Below are 24,585 nucleotides of genomic sequence, written 5' to 3'. Positions count from 1 at the left end.
TTCGACTCCAGAAATAACAATGCCGCCAAAGCAGGGCTCGGGCGGCATCGGTGCTGATGGTCGATAGTCTATCAGCCGGAAATGCACTCGTTGGCGGCTTTCTGAACGTCCTTTGGCCTTACCGGGACATTGGACATGCTCTCGTGCAGCTTGATGCTGCTGCCGCCGGAGCGTTCTTCAATGTCAAACACGGCGGACGGACCGGAGGAGAACTTGAGCGGCACGATCACGCGCAAGCCATCCTTGTGCGGCTGGATCTGCAAGGCGCCACGGCTATCGGCCAGCTTTTCGCTCAGGCATTGCGCGTATTCATGGGGCTTCTTGCCGGAAATCACGTTCATCGTCGGCAAGGACTCGTTGATGTCCGAGACGTTCGCACAACCACTGATCGTCAATGCCATCGGCAACACCCACAAACCCCACTTCATACCAAACCTCCGATAAAGACCCTCGGACAGCGCAACGGCGATTTTTCTCCGAGACAAACTGATTTATCGCTCATCAAATGTGAAATAAGCATTTTTTATTGTCGAAGCGGCCGGATAATAAGGCGTTCGGGCTGATAAACTGCGCCAATCGCCCATGCTATCGTTTTGATTTTGTAGAAAAAGCCCTTCTGGAGGCGCCTCATGAAATTTATCCATCAGCGCGAGCACCTCAATGAAGACGACATTGTCGTCATTCAATGCTCCCAAATGTGCAACATCCGCTTGATGAACGACGCCAACTTCCGCAGCTTCAAGAATGGCGGTCGTCACACCTATCACGGCGGTGCATTCGACACGTTTCCGGCCCGCATCACGGCCCCGAGCACCGGCTTCTGGAACATCACGATCGACACCGTCAACCGCCGCGCTATCAGCGTGACGCGCAAACCCACCCTGACGCACTCGATCAAAATCATTCGCCGCTCCAGCACGAAACTGAGCTGATCAGCGAACCCGAAACACAAGACAGGCAGATACAACCGTGGCCCAAACGACCAAGTACGTCATCAAATACAAACTCAACGGTGAGCGCCGCTTCGAGTTTGCCCAGCTTGAAAACGGCACCCCGGAAGAAGCCAGGGCGGCGCTGGATGCCATTCATGGACAGGACGACGTCATCAGCGAAATCAGCGTCAGCAAAGCGCTATAACACGATTCGGAGCGACAATGGACGTCGGCTCCCGCTCGCAGTTCGACCGCAAGCAGCGGAGTGCCAGCTTCGTCCGTGCCTTGCAGACTGGCCACCTCAACGACAAGAGGCCCGGCAATGAGCGAGCAATATCTGGACAGGCTGGACTGGCCCCGGCTGGAGCAGCAACTTGATCAGGACGGTTACGCTGTCATCCCGTCACTGTTGAGCCACAAGGCTTGCGAGCAGGTCAGCGCCCTGTACCCTCGAACCGAGCTGTTTCGCTCCCACGTGGTGATGGCTCGCCACGGGTTCGGCCGAGGCGAGTACAAGTATTTCAGCTACCCGCTGCCGGAACTGGTGGCCCGCTTGCGCAGCACGCTCTACCCGCGACTGGTGCCCATCGCCAATCGCTGGCATGAACAGATGGGCTTGCTGGTCCGCTTTCCTGAATCCCATCCAGCCTTCCTCGAACGCTGCCATGCCGCTGGTCAGGACCGTCCGACACCCTTGTTGCTGCAATACGGTCCGCAGGACTACAACTGTTTGCATCAGGATCTATACGGTGAGCACGTTTTCCCACTGCAAGTGGCGATTCTGCTGTCAGACCCGGATCAAGACTTCACCGGCGGCGAATTTGTCCTGACTGAACAGCGCCCGCGCATGCAGTCACGCCCGATGGTCATCGGCCTGAAGCAAGGTGACGGGTTGATCTTTGCAGTCAACCAGCGGCCGGTCAAAGGGACACGCGGTTACTACCGCGTGACCCTGCGTCACGGCGTGAGTCGCCTGCACAGCGGCAAACGGCATACCCTTGGAATCATCTTTCACGATGCGTCATGAACCCATGAATCCGCTGACTTTCGATCTGTTTGCCGATGCAGAACCCGAGCAACAGCCCAGGCGCGAGCAGATCGGCGAACAGTCCTGGGTGCTCAGGGGCTTCGCCCTGCCCTGGCTGGAGCGTTTGCTGCCTGCCCTGGACGAAGTGCTGGCGGCCGCGCCGTTTCGGCAGATGGTCACACCCGGCGGTTTCACCATGTCGGTCGCCCTGAGCAGTTGCGGCACATTCGGCTGGACCACTGACCGCAGCGGTTATCGGTACACCCGCGACGATCCACAGACCGGCCGGCCCTGGCCAATGATGCCTGAGGTGTTTTTCCAAATGGCGCAAGCGGCGGCGCAGGCAGCAGGTTTCAACGGTTTTGCACCGGATTCCTGCCTGATCAACCGCTATATCCCAGGGGCAAAAATGTCATTGCATCAGGACAAGGACGAACATTCCTACGCCGCCCCCATCGTTTCGGTATCCCTGGGCTTGCCGGCGATGTTCCTGTTCGGCGGCTTTGCACGCAGCGACAAAAGTCAGCGCGTTCCCCTGTTCCATGGTGACATCGTGGTCTGGGGTGGCGTGGATCGCCTGCGTTATCACGGTGTGTTACCGATCAAGGACGGCCATCATCCGAAACTCGGCGAGCAACGCATCAACTTCACCTTCCGTACCGCCGGATAAAGACTTCGAATTTGACCGCAAGCGGCGGAGTGTGTGGGAATTGTCCCATGGTTAATGTGCAGGCAACCCCTCAATGGACGTGACGCCATGACAACCCAATCGACCAAGATCACCATCGAAAACGATCCGCGCTGGGCCGCCGTGGTCGCCCGCGATCCCAAGGCTGACGGGCAGTTTGTCTATGCCGTGAAGACCACAGGCATCTACTGCAATCCCAGCAGCCACGCGCGCTTGCCCAAGCCACAGAATGTCGAATTTTTCGATAGCGCCGAACAGGCCCGGGCCGCGGGTTATCGTCCGAGCAAGCGCGCGACGAAGGATCAGAGCGAACTCGCCGCGCAACATGCCGCCACCGTGGCCGCCGCGTGCCGCCAGATCGAAAGCGCCGAAACGCTGCCCGCCCTGGGCGAATTGGCCGAGGCGGCGGGCCTGAGCAGCTTTCACTTCCATCGCGTGTTCAAAGCTGTCACCGGCCTGACGCCCAAGGGCTACGCCGATGCCCATCGTTCACGCAAGGTTCGCGAGCGACTGGCAGACGGTGGCTCGGTGACCGATGCCCTGTATGACGCCGGCTTCAATTCCAACAGCCGGTTTTATGAAGCGGCAGACCAACTGTTGGGAATGAAACCCGGGGACTACCGCGCGGCCGGTCAAAACAACGACATTCGTTTTGCCGTCGGCCAGTGTTCGCTGGGTGCGATTCTGGTGGCGCAGAGTGAGCGCGGGGTCTGCGCTATCCTGCTGGGGGATGATCCGCATCAACTGGTCTGTGATCTGCAAGACAAATTCCGCCGCGCCAACCTGATTGGCGCCGATCATGAATTCGAGCAATTGATTGCCAGGGTCGTCGGCTTTATCGAGGCGCCGGCCATTGGCCTGGATTTGCCGCTGGACGTACGCGGCACGGCGTTTCAGGAGCGTGTCTGGCAAGCGTTGCGGGAGATTCCCGTGGGCAGCACCGCCAGCTACGCCGATGTCGCCCAGCGTATCGGTCAACCAAAAGCCGTTCGCGCCGTGGCCCAGGCCTGCGGTGCGAACAACCTGGCCGTGGCGATCCCTTGCCATCGCGTGGTGCGCAGCGATGGCAATCTGTCGGGCTATCGCTGGGGTGTCGAGCGCAAACGGCAGTTGCTGGAGCGCGAGTCGCAGTGATCAGCGATTCACATCCACCACCACGCGACCACGCAACTGCCCGGCCAGCAAGCGCGGCGCGGCGTCGATGGCTTCGCTCAAGCCGATTTCGTGACTGATCAGCGGCAACAGGGTGAAGTCCAGATCCTTGGCCAGGCGATTCCAGGCCTCCACGCGCTTGGCTTTGGGCTGGGTCACGCTGTTGATGCCGGCCAGGGTCACGCCACGCAAGATGAACGGCGCAACGGAGGCCGGAAAGTCCATGCCCTGGGCCAGACCGCAGGCCGCGACGGTGCCATTGGCCTTGGTGCCGGCGCACGCGTTGGCCAGGGTGTGGCTGCCGACCGAATCGATGACGGCTGCCCAGCGCTCCTTGGCCAATGGTTTGCCCGGCTCGGACAAGGTGGCGCGATCGATGATTTCGCTGGCCCCCAGTTGCTTCAGGTAGTCGTGCTCCGAGGTGCGTCCGGTGGACGCGACCACCCGGTAGCCGAGCCTGCTCAGCAAGGCGATGGCGAAACTGCCGACGCCACCGTTGGCGCCGGTCACCAGAACTTCGCCCTGTTCAGGCGTTACGCCATTGTGCTCAAGGGCAAGAATACACAGCATGGCCGTGTAGCCCGCCGTACCGATGGCCATCGCCTGGGCCGCGGTAAACGCCTTGGGCAGCGCAATCAGCCAGTCACCGTTCAGGCGAGCCTTCTGCGCCAATCCACCCCAATGCCCTTCGCCCACGCCCCAGCCATTGAGCAGGACCGGGTCACCGACCTTGTAGTCCGGATGCCCGCTGACTTCGACGACACCGGCCAGGTCGATGCCCGGCACCATCGGGAATTTACGCACCACCGGACTGCTGCCGGTGATCGCCAGGCCATCCTTGAAGTTCAGCGTGCTGTAGGCAACACGCACCGTGACATCACCCTCGGGCAGCTGATCGTCCTGGATCTCTTGCAGTGTGGCCCGATAACCGCTGTCGTCTTTGTCGATCAAAATGCCTTTGAACATGACGGCCTCTCAATGGAATCAGTCTGGTGGTGGTGCATTTGAAATAACACATGGCAACGGATTGCCGTACCCGACTTTAAGCCAATCGGCGTTCTTGTTTCCGCGTTTCCCGAGACTCCGTGAAGAACCTGAAAAAGCCTTACCCGCTGAAAAGACGACTGGCCTTGCGCCAGTCGTTGCGTTACAAATCCTGTTCTACCGTCCCTGCCCGGGTCCAACGTCGGAGAACACAGCACATGAACCAGTGGCCAGATACCCGCATCCTTGACCTGCTCGGGATCGAACTGCCGATCATCCAGGGGCCGATGGCCGGTGCCACAAACTCGTCCATGGTGATTGCCACCTGCAATGCCGGCGGCCTGGGCTCGATGCCAGCGGCGATGCTCAGCACCGATCAACTGCGCGAAGAGCTCAAAACCATCCGCCAACACACCCGGCGCCCGATCAACGTCAACTTCTTCTGTCATCAGCCACCTGCTGCGGATGAGCAACGCGCACAGGACTGGAAAAACCTGCTGCAACCCTACTACCAGGAACTCGGCGCCGACTTCGATGCGCCGACGCCGGTGTCCAACCGAGCGCCGTTCGATAACGCGGCCTGCGAAGTGGTCGAAGAATTTCGCCCTGAAGTGGTGAGTTTTCACTTTGGCCTGCCGGAAGAATCCCTGCTCGACCGGGTCAAGGCCACCGGTGCGAAGGTGCTGTCCTCGGCCACCACTGTCGCAGAAGCCGTATGGCTGGAGCAGCATGGCTGCGATGCAATCATTGCCATGGGCTACGAAGCCGGGGGCCATCGCGGGATGTTTCTCAGCGATGACCTGAGCAGTCAGGTGGGGACTTTCGCCCTGGTGCCGCAAGTCGTCGATGCGGTGAAAGTACCGGTGATTGCCGCTGGCGGTATCGCTGACGCCCGAGGCGTTGCCGCGGCCTTCATGCTCGGCGCTTCGGCGGTACAGGTGGGTACGGCGTACCTGTTCACCCCTGAAGCCAAGGTCAGCCCTTCCCACCACAAAGCGTTGCGTACCGCCAGGGAAAGCGAGACGGCCGTCACCAACGTGTTCACCGGTCGCCCGGCCAGGGGCATTCTCAACCGGGTGATGCGTGAGCTGGGCCCCATGAGCGCCAAGGCCCCGGCCTTCCCCCTTGCCGGTGGCGCGCTGATGCCGTTGCGGGCCAAAGGTGAAGCAGACTTCAGCAACCTCTGGGCCGGTCAGGCCTTTACCCTCGGCGTCGATTTGACCACCGAGGCACTGACTCGAAAACTGGCTGAAGAAGGGTTAGCGAGGCTGTCAGGTCGCTCCTGAGCATCAGCTTCGTTAAAGTTGTATACAATTTGACGGCAAGGCATTCCGTTCAAAGGCAATTCGCTATATATTTTTGTACATAACGATTAACCTGCTGCAATTGCCTTTAACGGAGCCGTTTCATGACCATTCGTGCCTCACGTTTTGCCCCGACCTGCCTGGCGAGCCTTCTCGCCGTATTCGCCTTCGGCTCAGCCCAGGCGGACGAAGTCCAGGTCGCTGTCGCCGCCAACTTCACCGCGCCCATCCAGGCCATCGCGGCTGATTTCGAAAAAGACACCGGGCATAAACTGGTCGCATCCTTTGGCGCCACCGGCCAGTTCTACACCCAGATAAAAAACGGCGCGCCGTTCGAAGTGTTCCTCTCGGCAGACGACAGCACCCCGAAAAAACTTGAAGCCGAAGGCGACTCCGTCAAGGGTTCGCGCTTCACCTACGCGGTCGGTACGCTGGCGCTGTGGTCGGCCAAGGAAGGCTACGTCGATGCCAAGGGCGATGTGCTGCAAAAGAATGCCTACCAGCACCTGTCCATTGCCAACCCGAAAGCCGCGCCTTATGGCCTCGCGGCGACCCAGGTACTGGCAAAAGAAGGTCTGACCGACAAGGTCAAGGACAAGATCGTAGAAGGCCAGAACATTTCCCAGGCCTACCAATTCGTCTCCACCGGCAACGCCGAATTGGGTTTTGTCGCCCTGTCGCAGATCTACAGGGACGGCAAGATCACCAGCGGTTCGGCTTGGATCGTTCCCGCCAGCCTGCACGACCCGATCAAGCAAGACGCGGTGATTCTCAACAAGGGCAAGGACAACTCGGCCGCCAAGGCGCTGGTTGACTACCTCAAGGGGCCGAAAGCGGCAGCTGTCATCAAGTCCTACGGTTACGAAATCTAAATGTCGCTATCGAGTGCCGATTTTTCCGCCATCTGGCTGACCCTGAAACTGGCGTCCCTGACGACCGTCATCCTGCTGATTGTCGGCACTCCGATTGCGTTATGGCTGTCGCGCACCCGCTCCTGGTTGCGCGGCCCGGTCGGGGCGATTGTCGCCCTGCCCCTGGTGCTGCCACCGACGGTGATTGGTTTTTATCTGTTGCTGGCCCTCGGCCCACATGGGTACATCGGCCAACTCACTCAGTCACTCGGCCTTGGCACCCTCACGTTCAGTTTTGCGGGGCTGGTCTTCGGTTCGGTGCTGTATTCGATGCCGTTTGTGGTCCAGCCGCTGCAAAACGCTTTTTCCACGATTGGCACGCGCCCGCTCGAAGTGGCCGCGACCTTGCGGGCCAATCCCTGGGACACTTTTTTCAGCGTGACACTGCCCCTGGCTCGCCCCGGTTTCATTACCGCGGCCATTCTCGGTTTCGCCCACACCGTCGGCGAGTTCGGCGTGGTGCTGATGATCGGCGGCAATATTCCCGAGAAGACCCGCGTGGTCTCGGTGCAGATCTACGATCACGTCGAAGCCATGGAATATGCCCAGGCCCATTGGCTGGCCGGGGCGATGCTGGTGTTCTCGTTCGTCGTCCTGCTGGCGTTGTATTCCAGCCGTCAAACCAAAGCGGGCTGGAGCTGATCGATGATTCAAATGCGTCTGAAACTACGTTATTCGGGCTTCGCCCTGGACGTCGACTTGCAGCTGCCGGGCCGTGGCGTTACCGCACTTTACGGCCACTCAGGCTCCGGCAAGACCACTTGCCTGCGCTGCATCGCCGGCCTGGAACGGGCCGATCAAGGTTTTATCCAGGTCAACGATGAAGTCTGGCAAGACAGCGATAACAAGGTGTTCGTAGCGCCGCACAAACGCGCGCTGGGCTACGTGTTCCAGGAAGCCAGCCTGTTTCCCCATCTGTCGGTGCTGGACAATCTGGCGTTCGGCCTCAAGCGCATCCCCAAGCCGCAGCGTCGGGTCGACATGGCCCACGCCACCGAGTTGCTGGGCATCGGCCATTTGCTGGACCGGCACCCGCAACACCTTTCAGGCGGAGAGCGTCAGCGAGTCGGCATCGCCCGCGCCTTGCTCACCAGCCCGAAACTGTTGTTGATGGATGAGCCTTTGGCCGCACTTGATGCCCAACGCAAAAGTGAAATTCTGCCCTACTTGCAACGCCTGCACGACGAACTCGACATCCCGGTGCTGTACGTCAGCCATTCCCAGGATGAAGTCGCGCGACTGGCCGACCATATCGTGTTGCTCAGCAACGGCAAGGCCCTGGCCAGCGGCCCGATCGGCCAGACCCTGGCTCGCCTCGACTTGCCGCTGGCAATGGGGGATGACGCCGGTGTGGTAATCGAGGGTCGCGTCAGCGCCTATGACGCCGACTATCAATTGCTCAGCCTGCAACTGCCCAACACCACTCTCGACATTCGTGTGCCCCATACGCCAATGGACGCGGGCCAGGCACTGCGCTGCAAAGTCCAGGCGCGGGATGTGAGCCTGAGCCTGGACAATGCCGGGCACAGCAGCATTCTCAATCGCCTGCCGGTCACCGTGGTCACTGAAATGAACGCCGATAACGCCGCGCACGTGCTGATTCGCCTGGACGCCGCCGGCACGCCGCTGCTTGCGCGGATCACGCGTTATTCCCGTGATCAGTTGAACGTCCATCCTGGCCAGCCACTCTGGGCGCAAATAAAGGCCGTCGCCGTGCTGGCGTAAATCCAAAGGCACGACTGCACCGGGGCGAGGTCAATGGCTGTAACGTTCCGTGACTCCCTGCCCAGGACGCTTGTCATGTCCGATGGACTGCCACCTGACCTGCATTATGTCGATGACGCTCAGCCGGGCATTACCCGCAGGAAACTGCGCGGGAAATTCGCCTATTTCGACCCGGCCGGCCAGCGCATCACCGACCCCGAGACCATCAAGCGCCTCAACGCCCTCGCGGTGCCACCCGCCTATACCGACGTGTGGATCTGCGCCGATCCAAGCGGGCATCTGCAGGCCACCGGGCGGGATGCCCGGGGTCGCAAGCAATACCGGTATCACCCCCGCTGGCGGGAGGTACGCGACGCCGACAAGTACTTGCGCCTGCGTGAGTTCGGGCTGGCCCTGCCGAAACTGCGCCAACGACTGCAAGCCGTATTGGCGACACCGGGATTCAGTCGCGACAAAGTCATGGCCACGGTCATTACCCTGCTGGACTCGACACTGATCCGTATCGGCAACAGCCAATATGCCCGGGACAACCGCTCCTACGGCCTGACGACCTTGCGCAGCCGCCATGTAGAAATCAACGGCAGTGCCATCCTGTTCCAGTTCCGCGGCAAAAGTGGCGTCGAACACCAGATCACCGTGAAAGACCGGCGACTGGCCCGGATCATCAAGCGATGCCAGGAAATACCCGGGCAGAATCTGTTTCAGTATCTGGATGAAAACGGCGACCGGCACACCATCAGTTCATCCGACATCAACAGCTATCTGCAAACGCTCACCGGTGCCGATTTCACCGCCAAGGACTACCGCACCTGGGCCGGCAGCGTTCTGGCCCTGTCGATACTGCGCAAGCGGCGCTGGGAGCCTGAAACGGACGCCAGGCGGCATCAGGTGGAAATGGTCAAGGACGTTGCCAGGCAACTGGGCAACACCCCGGCGGTGTGCCGCAAGTGCTATATCCACCCGGCGGTGCTGGATGGTTTCCTTCTGGGCGCGTTGGCGCAACTACCCAGGCCGAGAGCGCGCAAGGGACTCTCGGCCGAGGAAGTCGGGCTGGCGAATTTTCTGGAGAGAACGCTGGCAGCGCCTGAACCGACGAATTGACCTGCCTATTTTTTGCACGATCAGCAATGGCTTCTATAGTTGAACTGAACACGAATCCGCTACGGAGACGCCATGGAAGACATTTTCGTTGTGAAGCGTTGCAACAAAATCATCATCCATGGCCGCCGTGAGGGTGAAGTTGACCACCTGCCACCGGACGCCGCAGTCTGGTACCGCATCGCCGATACCCGCACCCAAGGCTTCATCGGAGATGGCTACGATATTGAAGAAGATGCCGTGCGTGTTTGCCGTCAGTTGAACGCTAAATCACAAGTAACAGCCCGACAAAGTTGACGGTTCTCACCATTTTTTAACGGGTCTATACTGAAATGGTTGAAGGATCAGTAACCCATTCGGCAGAAAGCTCGCTCCCCCGCGGGCTTTTTGCTGCCACACCCAGGTTTCTTGAACGGAGGTGTCTCCCATGTCCGAAAAAGAGTCCATCACCACCCTGCTCACCTTGCTGGACTCCCGTCAGGCTCGCCTGGCTGCGGCCTGCAAGGAAATCGCCGACTGGGTCGATCATCAAGGCGGACATCCCACCGCCCTCAGAATTCGTGATCGCCTGAACGACATCGAAAAGGACACGCCGCTGATCCGGCACACACTGTCGTCTCTGCAGCCTGTCGACCGGCCTCTGCCTCGGTTCAGATGATCCGACACGGATTTACGGTGCGAGGACAGGCCTGATTCGGGCAGCATGATCGGTGACACTGACGTCTCCGAACCTTTGGCTGCCTGCTGGATTTCCATCCTTTCTCACAACCCGGCCTGGAACCGGGATTTTTTGTTGCGCAAAACCAATCGAACGTCCATTCGTTTAGGGAATATGAAATAGCCGCCAGGCTTTACGGCGAGTCGATGTTCCTGCGCACGGGCTCCATGATCTCGCGCAGGGACATGCGCTTGAACGCCTCGACCAGTGCGCGCCCCTCCTCTGGTGCACAAGTAACCGCCAACCGCATGGTCGCCTCCCCCAGGTGCCAGATCAAAAACGCAGACTTCTGGACCTGTTGTTCGTCACAGTCGGGATAAACGCGAAGCATCGCCTGGGACAACAGCGCTCCGGCAACCCGACTCTCCCCCAACTCAAGCTGCAACAACTGCTTGTCGGCCTGCATGCCGGACCAGATGTCACGCATCACCGGTGTCGCCATCACAATCTCGTAGTACTGATCGAGCAACTGCGAATAGGCGGTCTGCAAACCCCGGGCGTCCTCGACGACCTCCATTGCCTCCGCAATGCATCGGCGGCTCTGCGCGTTGTAGCGCTCGGCCAGCGTGCGGATCACGGAACTCTTGTCGGGGAAATACTGATAAAGGGAACCGATCGAGATCTCGGAGCGCTCGGCGATTTCACTCATCTTGAGTGGGTCGCTGCCCTTGTCCGCGATCAACTCGGCAGCCGTCGCCAAAATCCGCTCCTGACGATCGCGGCTGCGCTGTTGCGTAGGATTGCGGCGGACCGCTTCTGCAGCAGGCTGTTCGAGGGTTCCAGAGGTTTTTTTGCGCACGAGTCAATTCCCGATCAAAAACATGACATGTACTCACCTTAGCATCGCCAAGCCCTGCGCCCAATAGCAGATGCCACACGTCGGGGAATGAGATCCGATGGGTTGACGGAAAAACGTGAGCATCTATCATCTTTTAAACGTGAGCATTACTCACATTAATCGATGGAGGTGAACGCGATGAAAACGGCTCAACCAATCACGCTGGTCCTCGGTGCCACCGGCAAAACCGGACGGCGCATCACACAACGACTCGAAGCGGCCGGCCTGCCCGTTCGCCGGGGCTCGCGCGACGCCATTCCACCCTTCGACTGGGAAGACCGATCAACCTGGGACGCCGTGATCGATGGCGTTCAATCGGTCTACATTTCCTTTCAACCGGATCTTGCCGTCCCAGGCGCCCCTGAAACCATCCAGGCGTTCACCGAACTTGCGGTGAAAAGCGGCGTACACAAACTGGTCTTGTTATCCGGGCGCGGCGAAGTTGAAGCGCAACAGGCCGAACGTGTCGTACAGGACAGCGGGATTGACTGGACGATTCTGCGGGCCAGTTGGTTCTGCCAGAACTTCAGCGAGGCACACTTTCTTGAACCCATTGTGCAAGGTGAACTCGCACTCCCCGTCGGCCAGATCGCTGAACCCTTCGTCGATGCGCAAGACATCGCCGAGTGTGCCGTCGCGGCACTGACTCAACCCGGACACACTAACCAGCTCTACGAACTGACCGGCCCGCGAGCGTTGACCTTTGCTCAAGCCGTGGCCGAGATTGCCCGCGCCACGGGTCGCAATATCGAGTTCGTGGCCGTATCGCCGGACGCCTATCGACAGGCAATGGAACGGGAACAACTTCCCCCGGCGTTGATCGATCTGGTGTTGTATCTCTTCACGACTGTACTGGACGGGCGCAACACGCCCGTGGCCGATGGCGTACAGCGGGCACTGGGACGCCCGGCCCGCGACTTCGGCGACTACGTACGGCGCACTGCCGCTACGGGCATCTGGGGCAATGGCCGTCCGACGTAAAGCAGTGGCGGGAACCCGCTTCGTCGACTAGGGTTTTTGGCGTATCGAAGTGCGGCGCCTTTATTGGCAGGAGCCTGATCAAGGAGGAACCCATGTCACTCAATCGTAGTGCTGAACAAACCTACCGCCAGTGGTCGACCCCGATCCTGTTGGAACTCAAGGAGCGAGAACATCAGATGAACCCGTCTGACCGCCAGGCGTTGGAAAACGTACTGCTGGAAAGAAGGCTGATCGATATTGGCAATCCGGCCGGCAACGATCGACGCAAAGCCGAACCGGCCTCCTGAAAGGAATCCGGTAACCACGATCAAGCTAGCAATTCTGGAACAGAAACATACGAGGGTTTGTAACGCTTTCGCTTGCAAGCCCTTGGTTTAGAGTATGCCCAATCGAACGCAAACACGCTTCAAACGTCTGAATCCCACCGCCGCCGTAATCCATTTTTGATAATTATTAATTTCCAAATACCCCCCTCTATCGGCTTTAAATGTCGGCTTAACCACCACTTGGAGGGATTCCAGGATGCTGATAAAAATCGAGAAAGCGAGCAAACCGGAAGGCTGGAACGTATGGATGAACACGTGGTGCGTTGAATTTCGCAGCTACGCAGAAGCCCTGGCGTTCGTGAGCAGATTGGAAGCCCGGATCAATGCACCTCACCCCTTGCCTGGCAGCACCGCCAGACTTCTTTTGGAACTGGCTTAACCACGCGATGCCATCACCGAGAAGCTATCCACGACGTCATTTCCGTATTTTTTAATCTGTTTTTGATAATTATTGATTTCGCTCGCCCCGCTCCCTCGACTTTAAATAGGCGTCGAGGGGGGGCGTTGGCCAAGGTGAGGTTTACAGGTGACACCTTTAACGGACGCTTCGAATACAGCCAGTCTGCATTTGAGGAGGCCGACCTTCCTCACCATGTGTAATACCTTGCCCCGCATCTTCCCCCAGGAGGTGCGGGGATTTTTTCGTAAAGACGTTAAAACCACCCGCTACGATCATCTTCCAACTCTTGGCGACACACTTTTAGTTGCGCGCTGTAAATCTCTGACTGCTTTTGCACTTTCTGGGCAACCTGCATCAGCCACGGTTTACTGCGATAGGTATTGCGGCTAAAGCCCCCGCGCCCCTCGTGATAAGCCAGGTACTGATTGTAGGTGTCCCATTTGGAGATTCCGAGCTGACGTTGGGTGCCAGTGGTGTACCAACCGATAAACATGATCGCGTCGTCGAAACTGTCACGCGAACCACCGTTGCCCGTATTGTCCTTGTACTCACCCCACACCGGGTCTTGAGCCTGCGCATAACCATAGGCGGAACTGACTCGCCCCCAGGGGATCACCCAGAGCAGGTAGTCACGAGGCGGCAATGCGTCCGCCACGTAGCTGCTTTCCTGCTTCATGATCGCCATGGCCACATGCAGAGGCGTCCCATATTCACTCTGCATTTGCAGCGAATCCTCATACCAGTCGGGATACTCACGGTAAATACTGCAGAGATTGCCTTGATCTTTTGGTGGTGTCGTCGTGCAACCGGTCAAAAACATAAACAACAAAGCCAACAGCAGAACTTGTCCTTGTTTCATTCATTACCCTCAAAAGTAAGGGCATAGGTACCCTCCGTTTACTGCAAGAAGCCCGAGTCATGCAGGTGCAGGCAAAAACGTCAGAAGACATCCAGCTCGACCGCGTCACCCTTTTGAGTGAATCGTCCCTGGATTTCCGGTTGCTGTGGCAGGTCGGGATGGGGTGGTTGGTGCCCGTCGCGGCAGGCAACAATCGGCCGATTCTGTTAAAAATCCGGTTTTCTCAAACGGCTCTTTTGCCAGTAGTCCCCCACTCAATCCCCAGCCTGCGACAAAGGCCTGGCCACCTGCTCCAACGCTCGACGCTCGGCAGCCACCCCCCAAACCGCTTGCACCACCGCTGCCACACACATGAGTGCAGCGCCTGCCAGATAACCCATCAGCAGACTGCTGCGCTGCTGGGTCTGGATCAGTTGGCCAAACAGCGTCGGCCCGATGATGCCGCCCAGGCCAGTGCCAAACGCGTAAAACACAGCGATGGCCAAGGCACGGATTTCCAGTGGGAAGGTTTCTGCCACCGTCAGGTAAGCCGAACTGGCCGCTGCCGAAGCGAAAAAGAAGATCACCATCCACGCCGCGGCTTGCTGGGTGACATCCAGCCAGCCCTGCTGGAAGGCGTAGCCATTGAGCGCCAGCAACACCCCGGACGTCGCGTAAGTGAAGCTGATCATCACGCGTCGGCCGACCACGTCAAACAGGCGCCCCAACAGCAACGGCCCGCAGAAATTGCCCAGTGCCAAGGGCAATACGTACCAGCCGACCTGCTCGGCGGGCACCTGGTAAAAATCGGTGAGCACCAGCGCATAGGTGAAGAAGATCGCGTTGTAAAAGAAGGCCTGCGCGGTCAGCAGGGTCATCCCCACCAGCGCGCGGCGGCTGAATCTGATGAACAGGGTATGGAAGACCTCCGCCAGCGGCGTGTGGTCCCGCGCGTGCAGGCGCAGTGGTTTGCTGGTCACCGCCGGCAGTTCATGGCCTTGTTCGCGCAGACGCGCTTCGATGCCTTCTACGATGCCTCGCGCCACATCGTGTTGACCATGGACCAGCAGCCAGCGCGGGCTTTCCGGCAACCACAGGCGCATCACCAGAATCAACACACCCAACGCGGCACCGATGCCAAAGCACAGGCGCCAGCCCAGCTCGCCGCCGACCACGTGCGGGTCCAGCAGAACGATGGCCCCGCCGGCACCAAGCGCTGCGCCCAACCAGAATGTGCCGTTGATGCTCAGGTCGACCCAGCCGCGATAGCGTACCGGGGTGAATTCCTGGATGGTCGAATTGATCGCCGTGTATTCGCCGCCGATGCCCATGCCCGTGAGGAAGCGAAACAGCAGGAAGCTTTCCAGGTTGAAGGAGAACGCCGTGGCCGCCGTGGCACCTACATACAGCCATAAAGTTACGAAGAACAGCTTGCGCCGCCCCAGGCGATCGGTCAGCCAGCCGAACAGCAAGGCACCGAGCACTGCGCCGGCGATGTAGATGCCCCCGGCCAAGCCAATATCGAAGTTGCTCATGCGCAGGTCGGGGCTGTTTTTCAGCGCGCCGGACACCGAGCCGGCCAGGGTCACTTCCAGACCGTCGAGCAACCAGGTGATGCCCAGCGCGAACACTAGCAGGGAGTGAAAGCGGCCCCACGGCAAGCGGTCCAGGCGTGCTGGAAGATCGGTTTCGAATATCGCGCCGGGCTCGCGGCTATGCAGCTGTTGGTGGGTCATCGCCACATCATTGTCGTGTGCAGTGCCTTGTGAGTTAGGAGTTGGGCTCTGGATCGGGAGTTCAAAATTCCGCTCACACAGAATTTGCTTGTGTCGCATCGACCGGTTGAATCCACAGTCGTTTGCAGCCCTTCTCAACCGACAGCAATCGGCCAAAAAACCTCATGGCCATGCTTCAACTCAAACATGTCCATCACTTACAGGTCGCGACCCGGTCCACTTATCCAGCATGCGGATATTGAACCTTCATTGGAAAAAATGATCGCAGGTGACTAGGATCTGCCTCTGCTGGTCAAGGAAGAACAGGCTCGTTAAGTCAAGCCATGGAAAAGGAAAGCACTGATGATTGTCGGGATCGATCTGGGTACCACCAACAGCCTGGTGGCTGTCTGGCATAACGATGCCAGTGTTCTGGTACCTAACGCACTGGGTCAATGGCTGACCCCTTCGGTCGTGGGGCTGGACGATGAAGGCCGGATTCTGGTCGGCCAGGCTGCCCGCGAGCGCCTGCACACCCACCCTGGCATGACCACCGCGCTGTTCAAGCGTCATATGGGCAGCGCGCGCACCGTGCAACTGGGTACGAAGACGTTGCGCCCTGAAGAACTTTCGGCGCTGGTGCTCGGGAGCCTCAAGGAAGACGTCGAACGTGCCTACGGCGAACCGGTGACCGAGGCGGTCATCAGCGTCCCCGCGTACTTCAGTGACGCGCAGCGCAAGGCCACCCGTATCGCCGGCGAACTGGCCGGCCTGAAAGTCGACAAGCTCATCAACGAACCGACCGCTGCCGCACTGGCCTACGGCTTGCCGCAGCATGGCAAGGAAACCTCGTTCCTGGTCTTCGACCTGGGCGGCGGCACCTTCGACGTGTCCATCCTTGAGCTGTTCGACGGCGTCATGGAGGTGCGGGCCAGCGCTGGCGACAACTATCTGGGCGGTGAAGATTTCGACCAGGTGCTGGCCGAGCGCTTTATCCAGACCCAGTGCGACCAGCCAGGATTTCCGCCAGTGCAATCGATCGCCCAAGCGCTGCGCCGCGAAGCCGAGCGGGTACGCCAGGCGCTGGGGCAGGAACTGGCGAGCGAGTTTGTCTTGCGTGTGGACGGCCAGCAGTGGAAGCATGTTTTTACCCAGGACGAGATGGCCACTTTGTTCGCGCCCTTGCTCGAGCGCCTGCGCAATCCGATTGAACGCGCCCTGCGCGATGCCAGAATCCGTATCAACGAGCTCGACGAAGTGCTGCTGGTAGGCGGCACCACCCGCATGCCATTGGTGCGCAAACTGGCCGCGGGGCTGTTTGGCCGCTTCCCGTCCATCCACATCAACCCCGACGAAGCCGTGGCTCATGGCGCCGCGATCCAGGCGGCGCTGAAGTCCCGCAGCACCGCCCTGGAAGAAGTGGTGTTGACCGACGTCTGCTCCTACACCCTGGGCATAGCAGTCTCGCAACGGGTGGGTCAACACCATGAGCCAGGGCACTATCTGCCGATCATTGAGCGCAACAGTACGGTCCCGGTCAGCCGGGTAGAAACCGTGTGCACCGTTCATGACTTGCAGGAAAGCGTACTGGTGAAGATCTACCAGGGTGAGAGTCGCCTGGTGCGCGACAACATCGCCTTGGGTGAGCTGGAGATTCCGGTCCCGGTGAATACCGGTTGCGTCGTCGAACTGGACGTGCGCTTCACCTACGACAACAACGGCATTCTGGAGTGTCAGGTGAGCATTCCCATGACCGGTGAACAGCGCACCCTGGTGATCGAAAACAATCCGGGCGTGCTCAGTAGCGAAGAAATCGCCGAGCGCCTGAAAGCGCTGGCCGAGTTCAAGGTGCATCCCCGCGATCAGCAGATCAATACCCTACTGGTAGCCCGCCTGGAGCGTTTGTATCAAGAAAGCCTGGGCGAGCTTCGTGAGCAGATTGACCAATGGGCAAGCCTGTTTCAGCAGGCACTGGCAAGCCAGGACGAGCGTGTCATCCGCCAGGCTCGCAACAATCTGAGCGAGCGCATCGGCCTGCTCGAAACCGGTGGTGGATTCTAAGCCATGGAACCTGTTTTCGATTGCTGGGAAGTCCTCGACCTGCCCGCCCGCTCCGACGAGCGCAGCATCAAGCGCCAATACGCCAGGCTGCTCAAGGTCAGACGTCCGGATGAGGATCCCGTCGCCTTCCAGCAACTGCGTGAAGCCTATGAGCAAGCCCTGCAAATCCTGCGTGAGGGCCCCGACGAAGTTCATAAGGTTGCCGCTGACGTTGCCGCTGCGTCCATAACACAGCACCGGCCGCACCCGAACCTGACACCCACGCGGTCCCTGCACGAACAGGCCGTTGAACTGTTATCCGGATTTGAAGATCAGGCGGTTGATCGCTACTGGACCGAGGCATCGGCCAGGGGCTGCAACGCCGAATTCGAACGACTGCTGTTCCAGCGTTGCGTGGACGACCCTGAAGCACATTGGCCCCTGCTGAGCTGGGGCCTTGAACAACGTCAATGGTTGACGCCCTGGCAACAGATCCCCGCCAGTGAGTTTCACCAGCAGCAGTTGACCCGCGCCCTCACCGCAGCGCTGTACCGCAAGCTTGATCATCTGCTGGCAAGTGGCGAGCAAGAGTACTTCCTGGACTTCCTGGAACACCACAGCCGCCAACCCTGGCTCGGTGATTTCGCATGTCGTCAGGCGCTTCAGGTACAGGTTCTGAACCTGTTCCTGAATACCGAGGACTGGTCGGCGCAACTGTTCCAACGAGTGTGTCAATTGTTCGCCTGGGATGTCGAAGCGGCGGTTGTGCCCATTGCCGAGGACCAGTGGCAAGCTTTGCACAGGCGCTGCGAGCAACAAGCCTGGCTCGGCGAACTGCGCTCCCTGATGCAGCAACGCCAGCAACACCCCAGTGCGTGCGCCAACGCCGCCGCGCTGTTTCTGCTGTCGACGCAACCCGCGCAGCAGGCGGAATTGGCCCTGGGTTTCGTCGAGGCGGACTGGCAAGCCTGCGAACAGCTGGCTGAGACCTTTGCCACGCGTTTCCCCGACTTGCTGGGCATGTTCCCCAACCACGATCCGTGGTTCTGGAAGGCACTCATCGGTCACAAGGACCCACCCTATGGCGTGAAACGCGCGGCCTGCGTGTTGACCATCGCCCTTGTACTGAACAACCTGGGCAGTTCCGGACTCATTGTGCTGCTCATGCTGCCACTCTACGCACTGGGTGGCTGGTTGGCGGCGCAGGTCGGCAAATGGCTGCTCAGCCATTGGACCACCTTGACGGAGAACCTGTACGACCTCGACCTGCGCGCCAGCGAATGGTGTGTACGACACAAACTGACGGCCGATCGTCGTTACCTGGTGATACGCAATGGCGGTCCGTTGCTGGCATTGGCCTTGGTTATCTGGAACTGGCTCGGGGTACTGGGGCTGGCGACTTATGTGATCACCGGAGTGATCGGCTTGCTGCAGCCCGCCAGTGCAGTCCCCACGGACCGCCAGTACCGCTGGCGAAAGCCCCTGCAGGCGATCTACCGGATTGCCGGGCTCAGCCGGCTGCAATGGCTGTTCTGCCTGTTAATGGTGCTGGTCATTGGCTATGTGCAACTGCATATGCCCGGCACCCTGCTGACTCAAGGTCGATTGCGCTGAAAATCGCATCACAGGGAATCGACATGGATCACCTGTTTAAGGTGTTTGAAGATTTTATGAACTTGCGCCACACAGAAAAAAACCCGCCTGCCAGCGTTGAAAAGATCACCCATGCAGCGCAACAGCTATCCATCGACCCTGGGTCATGGATAACCGGTTTCGACCTAGAGCATTTTCTCCAGGCCGATCTTGTCGCTGAGCCAGGCTTTGAAGCTACGCCATGTGCCGCCGGGTTCCTTGCGCAAGGTCCGCTGGCGACCGTCGTCCTCGGTGAGCCAGACGACTTCGCCGTTTTCCAGTCGGGCCTGGTAACTCATGGCCGGCGCCATGCCCTCAAGCGCCAGCTGGCGCACTTGGCCGGCTAGCTCGGGACTATCGACCAGCACCCCGACTTCAGTGTTCCAGAACACTGAACGCGGGTCGAAATTAAACGAGCCGATGAACACTTTCTGCTGGTCCAGGATCATGGCTTTGGTGTGCAGGCTGGAGTCCGAACCACCACTGAAACCAAACGAAGAGCTGCGGCCGGGATCGTCCGGCTGGCGCCGCAGTTCATAGAGTTGCACGCCATGTTCGAGCAGAGTCTTGCGATACGGTGCATAGCCGCCATGCACCGCCGGCACATCGGTGGCTTCCAGTGAATTGGTCAGCAGGCGCACATCAACGCCGGCATCGGCACGCCCCAGGAGATAGTCCATGCCCGGCTTTTGCGGGACGAAATACGCCGAGATCATGATCAGCTCGTTATTGACGCCATCGAGTTCAGGTCGCAGCTGCGTGGCCATCAACAGCGCGCGGTCCGGTTCGCCGTCGGCCAGAACCTTGCTCGGAGCGTCCCATATCGCCTTGTTATGAGCCCAGATCAGCTGCTTGCGCCAGGTCTCGAGTTGCGGTTGAGCCTGGTAGGTCATGAGATGGTTGTACAGCACCTTGCTCTCGATACGTGAGGTCTGGAGCGACTGCTCCAGGCGTTGGCGGCTCTCGAGCAAGTCTTGTGCTGTTGGCTTGTTGCGCAGGAAGTCGCTGATCGGCTGGCTCAAGGCGCTGTTCCAGTACTGATCGAAGCTGTGCCCCAACTGTTCGGCGACCGGGCCGATGCACAGCAGGTCCATGTCGGTGAAGTTGAGATCGGGCTTGGCGTCGAAATACTCATCCCCCAGGTTGCGTCCGCCGACGATGGCTGCGCTGTTGTCGGCCAGCCACAGTTTGTTGTGCATGCGTCGGTGTTGTTGGGAAAGATCAAGCAGACGGCCCATGGTTCGGGTGACCACGGTGCTGCGCCCCAGATGCAACGGGTTGAAGACACGGATATGGATGTTCGGGTGCACCGCCAGGGTAGCGATGACTTCTGCCTGGCCGTCGCTGGCCGTGTCATCGAGCAAAATGCGTATCCGTACACCGCGATCGGCAGCCAGCAGCATTTCACGCACCAGTGCCCGGGTGCTAAGGCCGTTATGCACGATGTAGTACTGCAGATCGACGGATTTCTGCGCATTGCGGATCAACTCGGCGCGCGCCCGGAATGCTTCACTGCTATTGGGCAGCAAACGAAACCCCGAGCGCCCCTCATGCGCGGCGGCCTGAGCCTGGATCGAGCGCCCGAAAGCCGAATCGCCGGCGGGTATCGCCTCGCTGAATTCGTGGGGCAAGCGCGTGGTGGCGCAGCCGACGAGCAGCAGCGCGAACAGCATGGCGCAGAGGAACCGGGACATGGGCTGGTCCTCAACCTGGACGGGTGTAGATTTGAACTCGGCATCCAGCCAGTGCTGGCTGCCAAGAAAACGCAGCCCTCGATAATCCGCACGACTTGTTCCAGTAAAGCCCCTTTTGATGCAACGTGTCGAAATTTTCCGGCAACTGCACCCGGAGCATGAAACCACCCCGGTGCCTCGTCGCGCTACTGATCCGGCGGCAGATTCGCTACTATGTTTACCCGCCTTCCCTGTCTGCGGATTACTTCATTCTGGAGCCCGAATGCCTAGTCAAAAGGACATCGCCGCCGAAAGCGGCGCACCGATGATCCCTGAACAGCGCCGTGAGTTGATGCTGCGACAGTTGCGCAAGCATCAGGTGCTGAGCGTTCATCAATTGATGGAAATGTTCGACTGCTCGCACATGACCATACGCCGCGACATCGCGTTGCTGGAGCAGGAAGGTCGTGCTTACTCGGTAACGGGTGGGGTGCGGATCGCCAGCCAGCTGCACAGTGAGCCCAGCCATCAGATCAAGGCGGTGGTCGAGTTGCCGCAGAAGCAGGCCATGGCCAGGCTCGCCGCCCGGCTACTGCATGCCGACATGACGATTTACCTGGACGCGGGAACCAGCACGCTGGAAATCGTCCCCTATATCAAGGCGCTGTCCGGCATGACCGTGGTGACCAATGACTTCGGGATTGTCCAGGCACTGATCGAAGCCCCCCATGTCACGGTGATTCATACCGGCGGGCAGCTGGATCACTCCAACCAATCGTGCGTGGGCGGTCTGGCGGTTGCCACCTTGCGTCAGGTCGTCACCGACATCGCGTTCATCTCGACCAGTTCATGGGACTTGCGTCGCGGCCTCACCACGCCTTCGGCGCTGAAGGTGGAGGTCAAGCAAGCCGCGATGCAATCGGCTGCGCAAGTGGTGCTGGTGGCCAGCAGTTCGAAATACGGCACCTTCAGCATGTACAGGATTGCCGGACTCGAGCAGTTCGACATCATCCTCAGCGACGACGCATTGACCGCTGCCGCGGCCGACGGCATCCGCAAGCAGGGTGTCGAACTGTTGCTGCCGGCCGACAACTCACCGGCGTGAAAGGACGGGCTCCGGCATCCAGCGGAGCCCGTCGCCGCCCTCCTCTATAGCGCCCGCGCTTTCCAGTCGCGCAACCACTGCAAGCCGGCGGACGTATTGCCTCGCGGCCGATATTCGCACCCCACCCAGCCGTCATAACCCAACTGGTCGATCAGCTCGAACAGCCAGGGATAATTGACTTCCCCCAAGTCCGGTTCATGCCGATCCGGCACACCGGCGATCTGGATATGGCCGATACCATCGAAGTCGCGACGCAGTTTAGTCGCCAGGTCGCCCTCGACGATTTGGCAGTGGTAGCAGTCGAACTGAACCTTCAGGTTGCTGGCGCCCACTTCCTTGCAGATGGCCTGGGCCTGATCCTGGCGGTTGAGGAAAAAGCCTGGCATGTCTCGCGTATTGATCGGTTCGAGCAATACGGTGACGCCTGCCTTGGCCGCCCGGGCGGTGGCGTAGGCGAGGTTCTCCAGATACACGCCGTGATGCCTTGGGCGATCGCTTTCTGACGGCAACAGCCCGGCCATGACATGGATGCGTGAGTTGCCCAATACACTGACGTAATCCAGGGCGCGATCAAAACCGCTACGAAATTCACTCTCCCTGCCCGGCAATGACACCGTGCCCCGCTCCCCCGCGGCCCAATCACCGGGCGGCGCGTTGAACAGTGCCTGCACCAGGCCGTTGTCGCTCAAGCGTTGCTTGAGTTCTTCTGCGCTGTAGTCGTAGGGAAACAGGTACTCCACCGCCTCGAAGCCGTCAGAGGCAGCGGCGGCGAAGCGATCCAGAAACTCATGTTCCGGATAGAGCATGCTGAGGTTCGCAGCAAAACGAGGCATGGTAGCTCCTGAGATAAAGGGTTAGACAAAGGGCCAGATCAGCAGGGTAATACAGAAACCCAAGGTACCAAGCAAAGTGGTCATCACTGTCCAGGTGCGCAGACCGTCGGCCACGTTCAGGCCTGACAGCTTGGTGAAGATCCAGTAACCGGCGTCATTGATATGGGACATGGCCAACCCGCCACCGCCCATGGCCAGGCACAGCAGGGCCATGTGGTTTGGGGTGAGATCGAGGGTCGCAATCAGCGGGCTGATGATGCCGGCAGTGGTCACCAGCGCCACCGTGGTCGAGCCCTGCACCGCGCGCAACAGCATGGTCAGCAGAAAACCCAGGGCCAGCACCGGCAGACCGGTGGTGCGCAGCATGTCGGAGACCACGGCGCCGATCCCGGTATCCACCAGCACCTTGCCGAACACGCCACCGGCGCCGGCAATCAGGATCACCATGGCCACACCGGGCAACGCCGAGCCGATCACGTCCGATACCTGAGTGCGGCTCCAGCCCCGGCGCGAACCGAGCAGCCAGGCACACAGCAAGGTGTCGATCAGCAGCGCCACCAGTGGCGCACCGAGCACGGTCATGATGCCACGCAGAATCGATTCGGCAGGCAGCAACGAGGTAGACAGCGTCCCCAGCAGGATCAGAATGATCGGCAGCAGGATCAGGCTGACGATCAGGCCAAAACCTGGTGCCGGTGCCGGCGGCAATTTGGAAACGATGCTGCTGGTCGACTCTTCCAGGCCCATGTGTGACACGGCTTCAGCCGCTCGCTCAGCGCTGATGTCGTTGCCATTGGACCAGGCCGCCAGATCCTCGTTGGTGACATGCGGGCCATAGACCTCGGCACGAATATCGTCAGTCATCGGGTACGCCCGACGGGTCATGCGCCCGGCCACGCGGTAGCCGACAAAGCAAAGGAACGCGGTGATCGGCAAGCCGAACATCAGCACGCGACCCAGGTCCGCACCCAATTGACTGGCAGCGGCCACTGCACCCGGGTGCGGCGGCAGGAAGGCGTGAACGGTCAACAACGCAGCGCACATCGGCAACGCAAACACCAACAGCGGCTTGCGTGCGCGCCGGGCAATGCCATAGGCCAGCGGCATGAGGATGATAACGCCGACTTCGAAGAATACCGGTACCCCGACCATGAAGCCGGCAATCGTCAACGCCAGGGGCGTACGACGGTTGCCGAAGCGGGCAATCAGCGTCTTGGCCAGCGCCTCGGCACCGCCGGAAAGCTCGATGATCCGCCCGATCATCGCGCCCAGGGCAATGATGATTGCGATATGACCCAGGGTCTTGCCCATGCCGCCTTCAATGGTGGCAACCAGATCGGCCGGTTTCACCCCGGCCACCAGCGCCACCAGAATGCTCACCAGCATCAAGGCCACGAAGGGCTGGAACTTGTACTTGAGCACCAGGAACAACAACAGCGCAATGCCTGCCCCGGCGGTAATCATCAGGATTAACGGGCTCATTTCACAAACCCTCCACACCGGGTAAATGAAAGGGTACTGCCACTGGATCTGAAGCTGCCGCAGTGAAGGTGAGTCATGCTTGGATTTCCTGTTGTTATTGTTTTTTAAGGCAAGCCGGGGGCGTCGAGAGTCCCTGTGCGTCTCCCGGGCAGAGCCTGTGTTATCGATCTGTCGTGTTAAGAC

General features: G+C 59.8%; 26 protein-coding genes. 18 read left to right on the top strand and 8 right to left on the bottom strand.

Annotated elements, in window-relative coordinates:
• Nucleotides 1–71: 71 nt before the first annotated feature.
• A complete protein-coding gene (locus tag AC3ITA_RS12785; protein WP_095945059.1) occupies nucleotides 72–428 on the bottom strand; it encodes a hypothetical protein in 357 nt (118 codons plus the stop codon).
• Nucleotides 429–629: 201 nt separating this feature from the next.
• Between AC3ITA_RS12785 and AC3ITA_RS12780 the strand changes: the two genes are divergently transcribed.
• The 5 genes from AC3ITA_RS12780 to ada all read left to right on the top strand — a co-directional run bounded on the left by AC3ITA_RS12780 (nucleotide 630) and on the right by ada (nucleotide 3,781).
• Nucleotides 630–932, top strand: coding sequence for a DUF1883 domain-containing protein (locus AC3ITA_RS12780; protein WP_007912251.1), 303 nt, complete (start codon nucleotides 630–632; stop codon nucleotides 930–932).
• A 37-nt stretch (nucleotides 933–969) separates the two neighbouring features.
• Nucleotides 970–1,137 carry a hypothetical protein gene (locus tag AC3ITA_RS12775; RefSeq protein ID WP_008053023.1) on the top strand — a complete coding sequence of 56 codons (168 nt, stop codon included), beginning with the start codon at nucleotides 970–972 and terminating at the stop codon, nucleotides 1,135–1,137.
• 117 nt (nucleotides 1,138–1,254) lie between these two features.
• Nucleotides 1,255–1,959, top strand: a complete 705-nt coding sequence (locus AC3ITA_RS12770) for a 2OG-Fe(II) oxygenase (RefSeq protein WP_095945058.1) — start codon at nucleotides 1,255–1,257, stop codon at nucleotides 1,957–1,959.
• Complete coding sequence (gene alkB, locus AC3ITA_RS12765; RefSeq protein WP_489280505.1) at nucleotides 1,949–2,629, top strand: DNA oxidative demethylase AlkB; 681 nt, start codon at nucleotides 1,949–1,951, stop codon at nucleotides 2,627–2,629. Before AC3ITA_RS12770 ends, alkB begins: the two co-directional genes overlap by 11 nt.
• Before the next feature lie 87 nt (nucleotides 2,630–2,716).
• Entirely contained in the window at nucleotides 2,717–3,781 is a 1,065-nt protein-coding gene (gene ada, locus AC3ITA_RS12760) for a bifunctional DNA-binding transcriptional regulator/O6-methylguanine-DNA methyltransferase Ada (protein WP_489280503.1), read from the top strand.
• On the opposite strand, the gene acuI is transcribed toward ada, so the two are convergent.
• Entirely contained in the window at nucleotides 3,782–4,765 is a 984-nt protein-coding gene (gene acuI / locus AC3ITA_RS12755) for an acrylyl-CoA reductase (NADPH) (protein ID WP_150673965.1), read from the bottom strand.
• Nucleotides 4,766–5,001: 236 nt separating this feature from the next.
• Here acuI and AC3ITA_RS12750 point away from each other — a divergent pair, with 236 nt between their 5' ends.
• The 7 genes from AC3ITA_RS12750 to AC3ITA_RS12720 all read left to right on the top strand — a co-directional run bounded on the left by AC3ITA_RS12750 (nucleotide 5,002) and on the right by AC3ITA_RS12720 (nucleotide 10,479).
• A complete protein-coding gene (locus tag AC3ITA_RS12750) occupies nucleotides 5,002–6,069 on the top strand; it encodes an NAD(P)H-dependent flavin oxidoreductase (RefSeq protein ID WP_489280501.1) in 1,068 nt (355 codons plus the stop codon).
• Nucleotides 6,070–6,191: 122 nt separating this feature from the next.
• Nucleotides 6,192–6,959 (top strand): molybdate ABC transporter substrate-binding protein, encoded by a 768-nt coding sequence (gene modA / locus AC3ITA_RS12745; protein WP_095945053.1) that lies wholly within the window; start codon nucleotides 6,192–6,194, stop codon nucleotides 6,957–6,959.
• Nucleotides 6,960–7,640 carry a molybdate ABC transporter permease subunit gene (modB, locus tag AC3ITA_RS12740; RefSeq protein WP_095945052.1) on the top strand — a complete coding sequence of 227 codons (681 nt, stop codon included), beginning with the start codon at nucleotides 6,960–6,962 and terminating at the stop codon, nucleotides 7,638–7,640.
• A gap of 3 nt (nucleotides 7,641–7,643) precedes the next feature.
• Complete coding sequence (modC, locus tag AC3ITA_RS12735) at nucleotides 7,644–8,723, top strand: molybdenum ABC transporter ATP-binding protein (RefSeq protein ID WP_489280499.1); 1,080 nt, start codon at nucleotides 7,644–7,646, stop codon at nucleotides 8,721–8,723.
• Nucleotides 8,724–8,798: 75 nt separating this feature from the next.
• Nucleotides 8,799–9,824 carry a DNA topoisomerase IB gene (locus AC3ITA_RS12730; protein ID WP_371918286.1) on the top strand — a complete coding sequence of 342 codons (1,026 nt, stop codon included), beginning with the start codon at nucleotides 8,799–8,801 and terminating at the stop codon, nucleotides 9,822–9,824.
• Nucleotides 9,825–9,896: 72 nt separating this feature from the next.
• A complete protein-coding gene (locus tag AC3ITA_RS12725) occupies nucleotides 9,897–10,118 on the top strand; it encodes a hypothetical protein (RefSeq protein WP_095945050.1) in 222 nt (73 codons plus the stop codon).
• A 130-nt stretch (nucleotides 10,119–10,248) separates the two neighbouring features.
• The gene (locus AC3ITA_RS12720) at nucleotides 10,249–10,479 is read left to right on the top strand and encodes a hypothetical protein (RefSeq protein WP_007975977.1); all 231 of its coding nucleotides are present in this window, start codon (nucleotides 10,249–10,251) and stop codon (nucleotides 10,477–10,479) included.
• 193 nt (nucleotides 10,480–10,672) lie between these two features.
• Here the strand turns inward: AC3ITA_RS12720 and AC3ITA_RS12715 are convergent, their stop codons facing one another.
• On the bottom strand, nucleotides 10,673–11,338 hold the full coding sequence (locus AC3ITA_RS12715) for a TetR/AcrR family transcriptional regulator (RefSeq protein WP_095945049.1): 666 nt from the start codon (nucleotides 11,336–11,338) through the stop codon (nucleotides 10,673–10,675).
• Nucleotides 11,339–11,515: 177 nt separating this feature from the next.
• Here AC3ITA_RS12715 and AC3ITA_RS12710 point away from each other — a divergent pair, with 177 nt between their 5' ends.
• The 3 genes from AC3ITA_RS12710 (at nucleotide 11,516) to AC3ITA_RS12700 (ending at nucleotide 13,063) form a co-directional block, all read left to right on the top strand.
• On the top strand, nucleotides 11,516–12,358 hold the full coding sequence (locus tag AC3ITA_RS12710) for an NAD(P)H-binding protein (RefSeq protein ID WP_489280498.1): 843 nt from the start codon (nucleotides 11,516–11,518) through the stop codon (nucleotides 12,356–12,358).
• Between the two features lie 92 nt (nucleotides 12,359–12,450).
• A complete protein-coding gene (locus AC3ITA_RS12705) occupies nucleotides 12,451–12,645 on the top strand; it encodes a hypothetical protein (RefSeq protein ID WP_150673972.1) in 195 nt (64 codons plus the stop codon).
• Nucleotides 12,646–12,880: 235 nt separating this feature from the next.
• Entirely contained in the window at nucleotides 12,881–13,063 is a 183-nt protein-coding gene (locus AC3ITA_RS12700) for a hypothetical protein (protein ID WP_095945046.1), read from the top strand.
• Between the two features lie 274 nt (nucleotides 13,064–13,337).
• Here the strand turns inward: AC3ITA_RS12700 and AC3ITA_RS12695 are convergent, their stop codons facing one another.
• Both AC3ITA_RS12695 and AC3ITA_RS12690 read right to left on the bottom strand, forming a co-directional pair.
• Nucleotides 13,338–13,943, bottom strand: a complete 606-nt coding sequence (locus AC3ITA_RS12695) for a transglycosylase SLT domain-containing protein (RefSeq protein WP_095945045.1) — start codon at nucleotides 13,941–13,943, stop codon at nucleotides 13,338–13,340.
• 254 nt (nucleotides 13,944–14,197) lie between these two features.
• Complete coding sequence (locus AC3ITA_RS12690) at nucleotides 14,198–15,658, bottom strand: MFS transporter (RefSeq protein ID WP_414927542.1); 1,461 nt, start codon at nucleotides 15,656–15,658, stop codon at nucleotides 14,198–14,200.
• 342 nt (nucleotides 15,659–16,000) lie between these two features.
• Between AC3ITA_RS12690 and AC3ITA_RS12685 the strand changes: the two genes are divergently transcribed.
• Both AC3ITA_RS12685 and AC3ITA_RS12680 read left to right on the top strand, forming a co-directional pair.
• Entirely contained in the window at nucleotides 16,001–17,698 is a 1,698-nt protein-coding gene (locus AC3ITA_RS12685) for a molecular chaperone HscC (protein ID WP_414927541.1), read from the top strand.
• A 3-nt stretch (nucleotides 17,699–17,701) separates the two neighbouring features.
• A complete protein-coding gene (locus AC3ITA_RS12680; protein WP_489280496.1) occupies nucleotides 17,702–19,291 on the top strand; it encodes a J domain-containing protein in 1,590 nt (529 codons plus the stop codon).
• 164 nt (nucleotides 19,292–19,455) lie between these two features.
• On the opposite strand, the gene AC3ITA_RS12675 is transcribed toward AC3ITA_RS12680, so the two are convergent.
• Nucleotides 19,456–21,003 (bottom strand): phospholipase D-like domain-containing protein, encoded by a 1,548-nt coding sequence (locus tag AC3ITA_RS12675; RefSeq protein ID WP_489280495.1) that lies wholly within the window; start codon nucleotides 21,001–21,003, stop codon nucleotides 19,456–19,458.
• Between the two features lie 262 nt (nucleotides 21,004–21,265).
• Between AC3ITA_RS12675 and AC3ITA_RS12670 the strand changes: the two genes are divergently transcribed.
• Nucleotides 21,266–22,087 (top strand): DeoR/GlpR family DNA-binding transcription regulator, encoded by an 822-nt coding sequence (locus tag AC3ITA_RS12670; protein WP_095945040.1) that lies wholly within the window; start codon nucleotides 21,266–21,268, stop codon nucleotides 22,085–22,087.
• Nucleotides 22,088–22,131: 44 nt separating this feature from the next.
• On the opposite strand, the gene otnI is transcribed toward AC3ITA_RS12670, so the two are convergent.
• Nucleotides 22,132–22,920, bottom strand: coding sequence for a 2-oxo-tetronate isomerase (otnI, locus tag AC3ITA_RS12665; RefSeq protein ID WP_489280493.1), 789 nt, complete (start codon nucleotides 22,918–22,920; stop codon nucleotides 22,132–22,134).
• Nucleotides 22,921–22,941: 21 nt separating this feature from the next.
• A complete protein-coding gene (locus AC3ITA_RS12660) occupies nucleotides 22,942–24,402 on the bottom strand; it encodes a GntT/GntP/DsdX family permease (protein ID WP_095945038.1) in 1,461 nt (486 codons plus the stop codon).
• Nucleotides 24,403–24,585: the final 183 nt, after the last annotated feature.

The organism is Pseudomonas sp. GL_090 (assembly GCF_057837765.1).
Note: the sequence above shows the minus strand (reverse complement) of the source record. Positions and strands in the feature narration are given on the sequence as shown.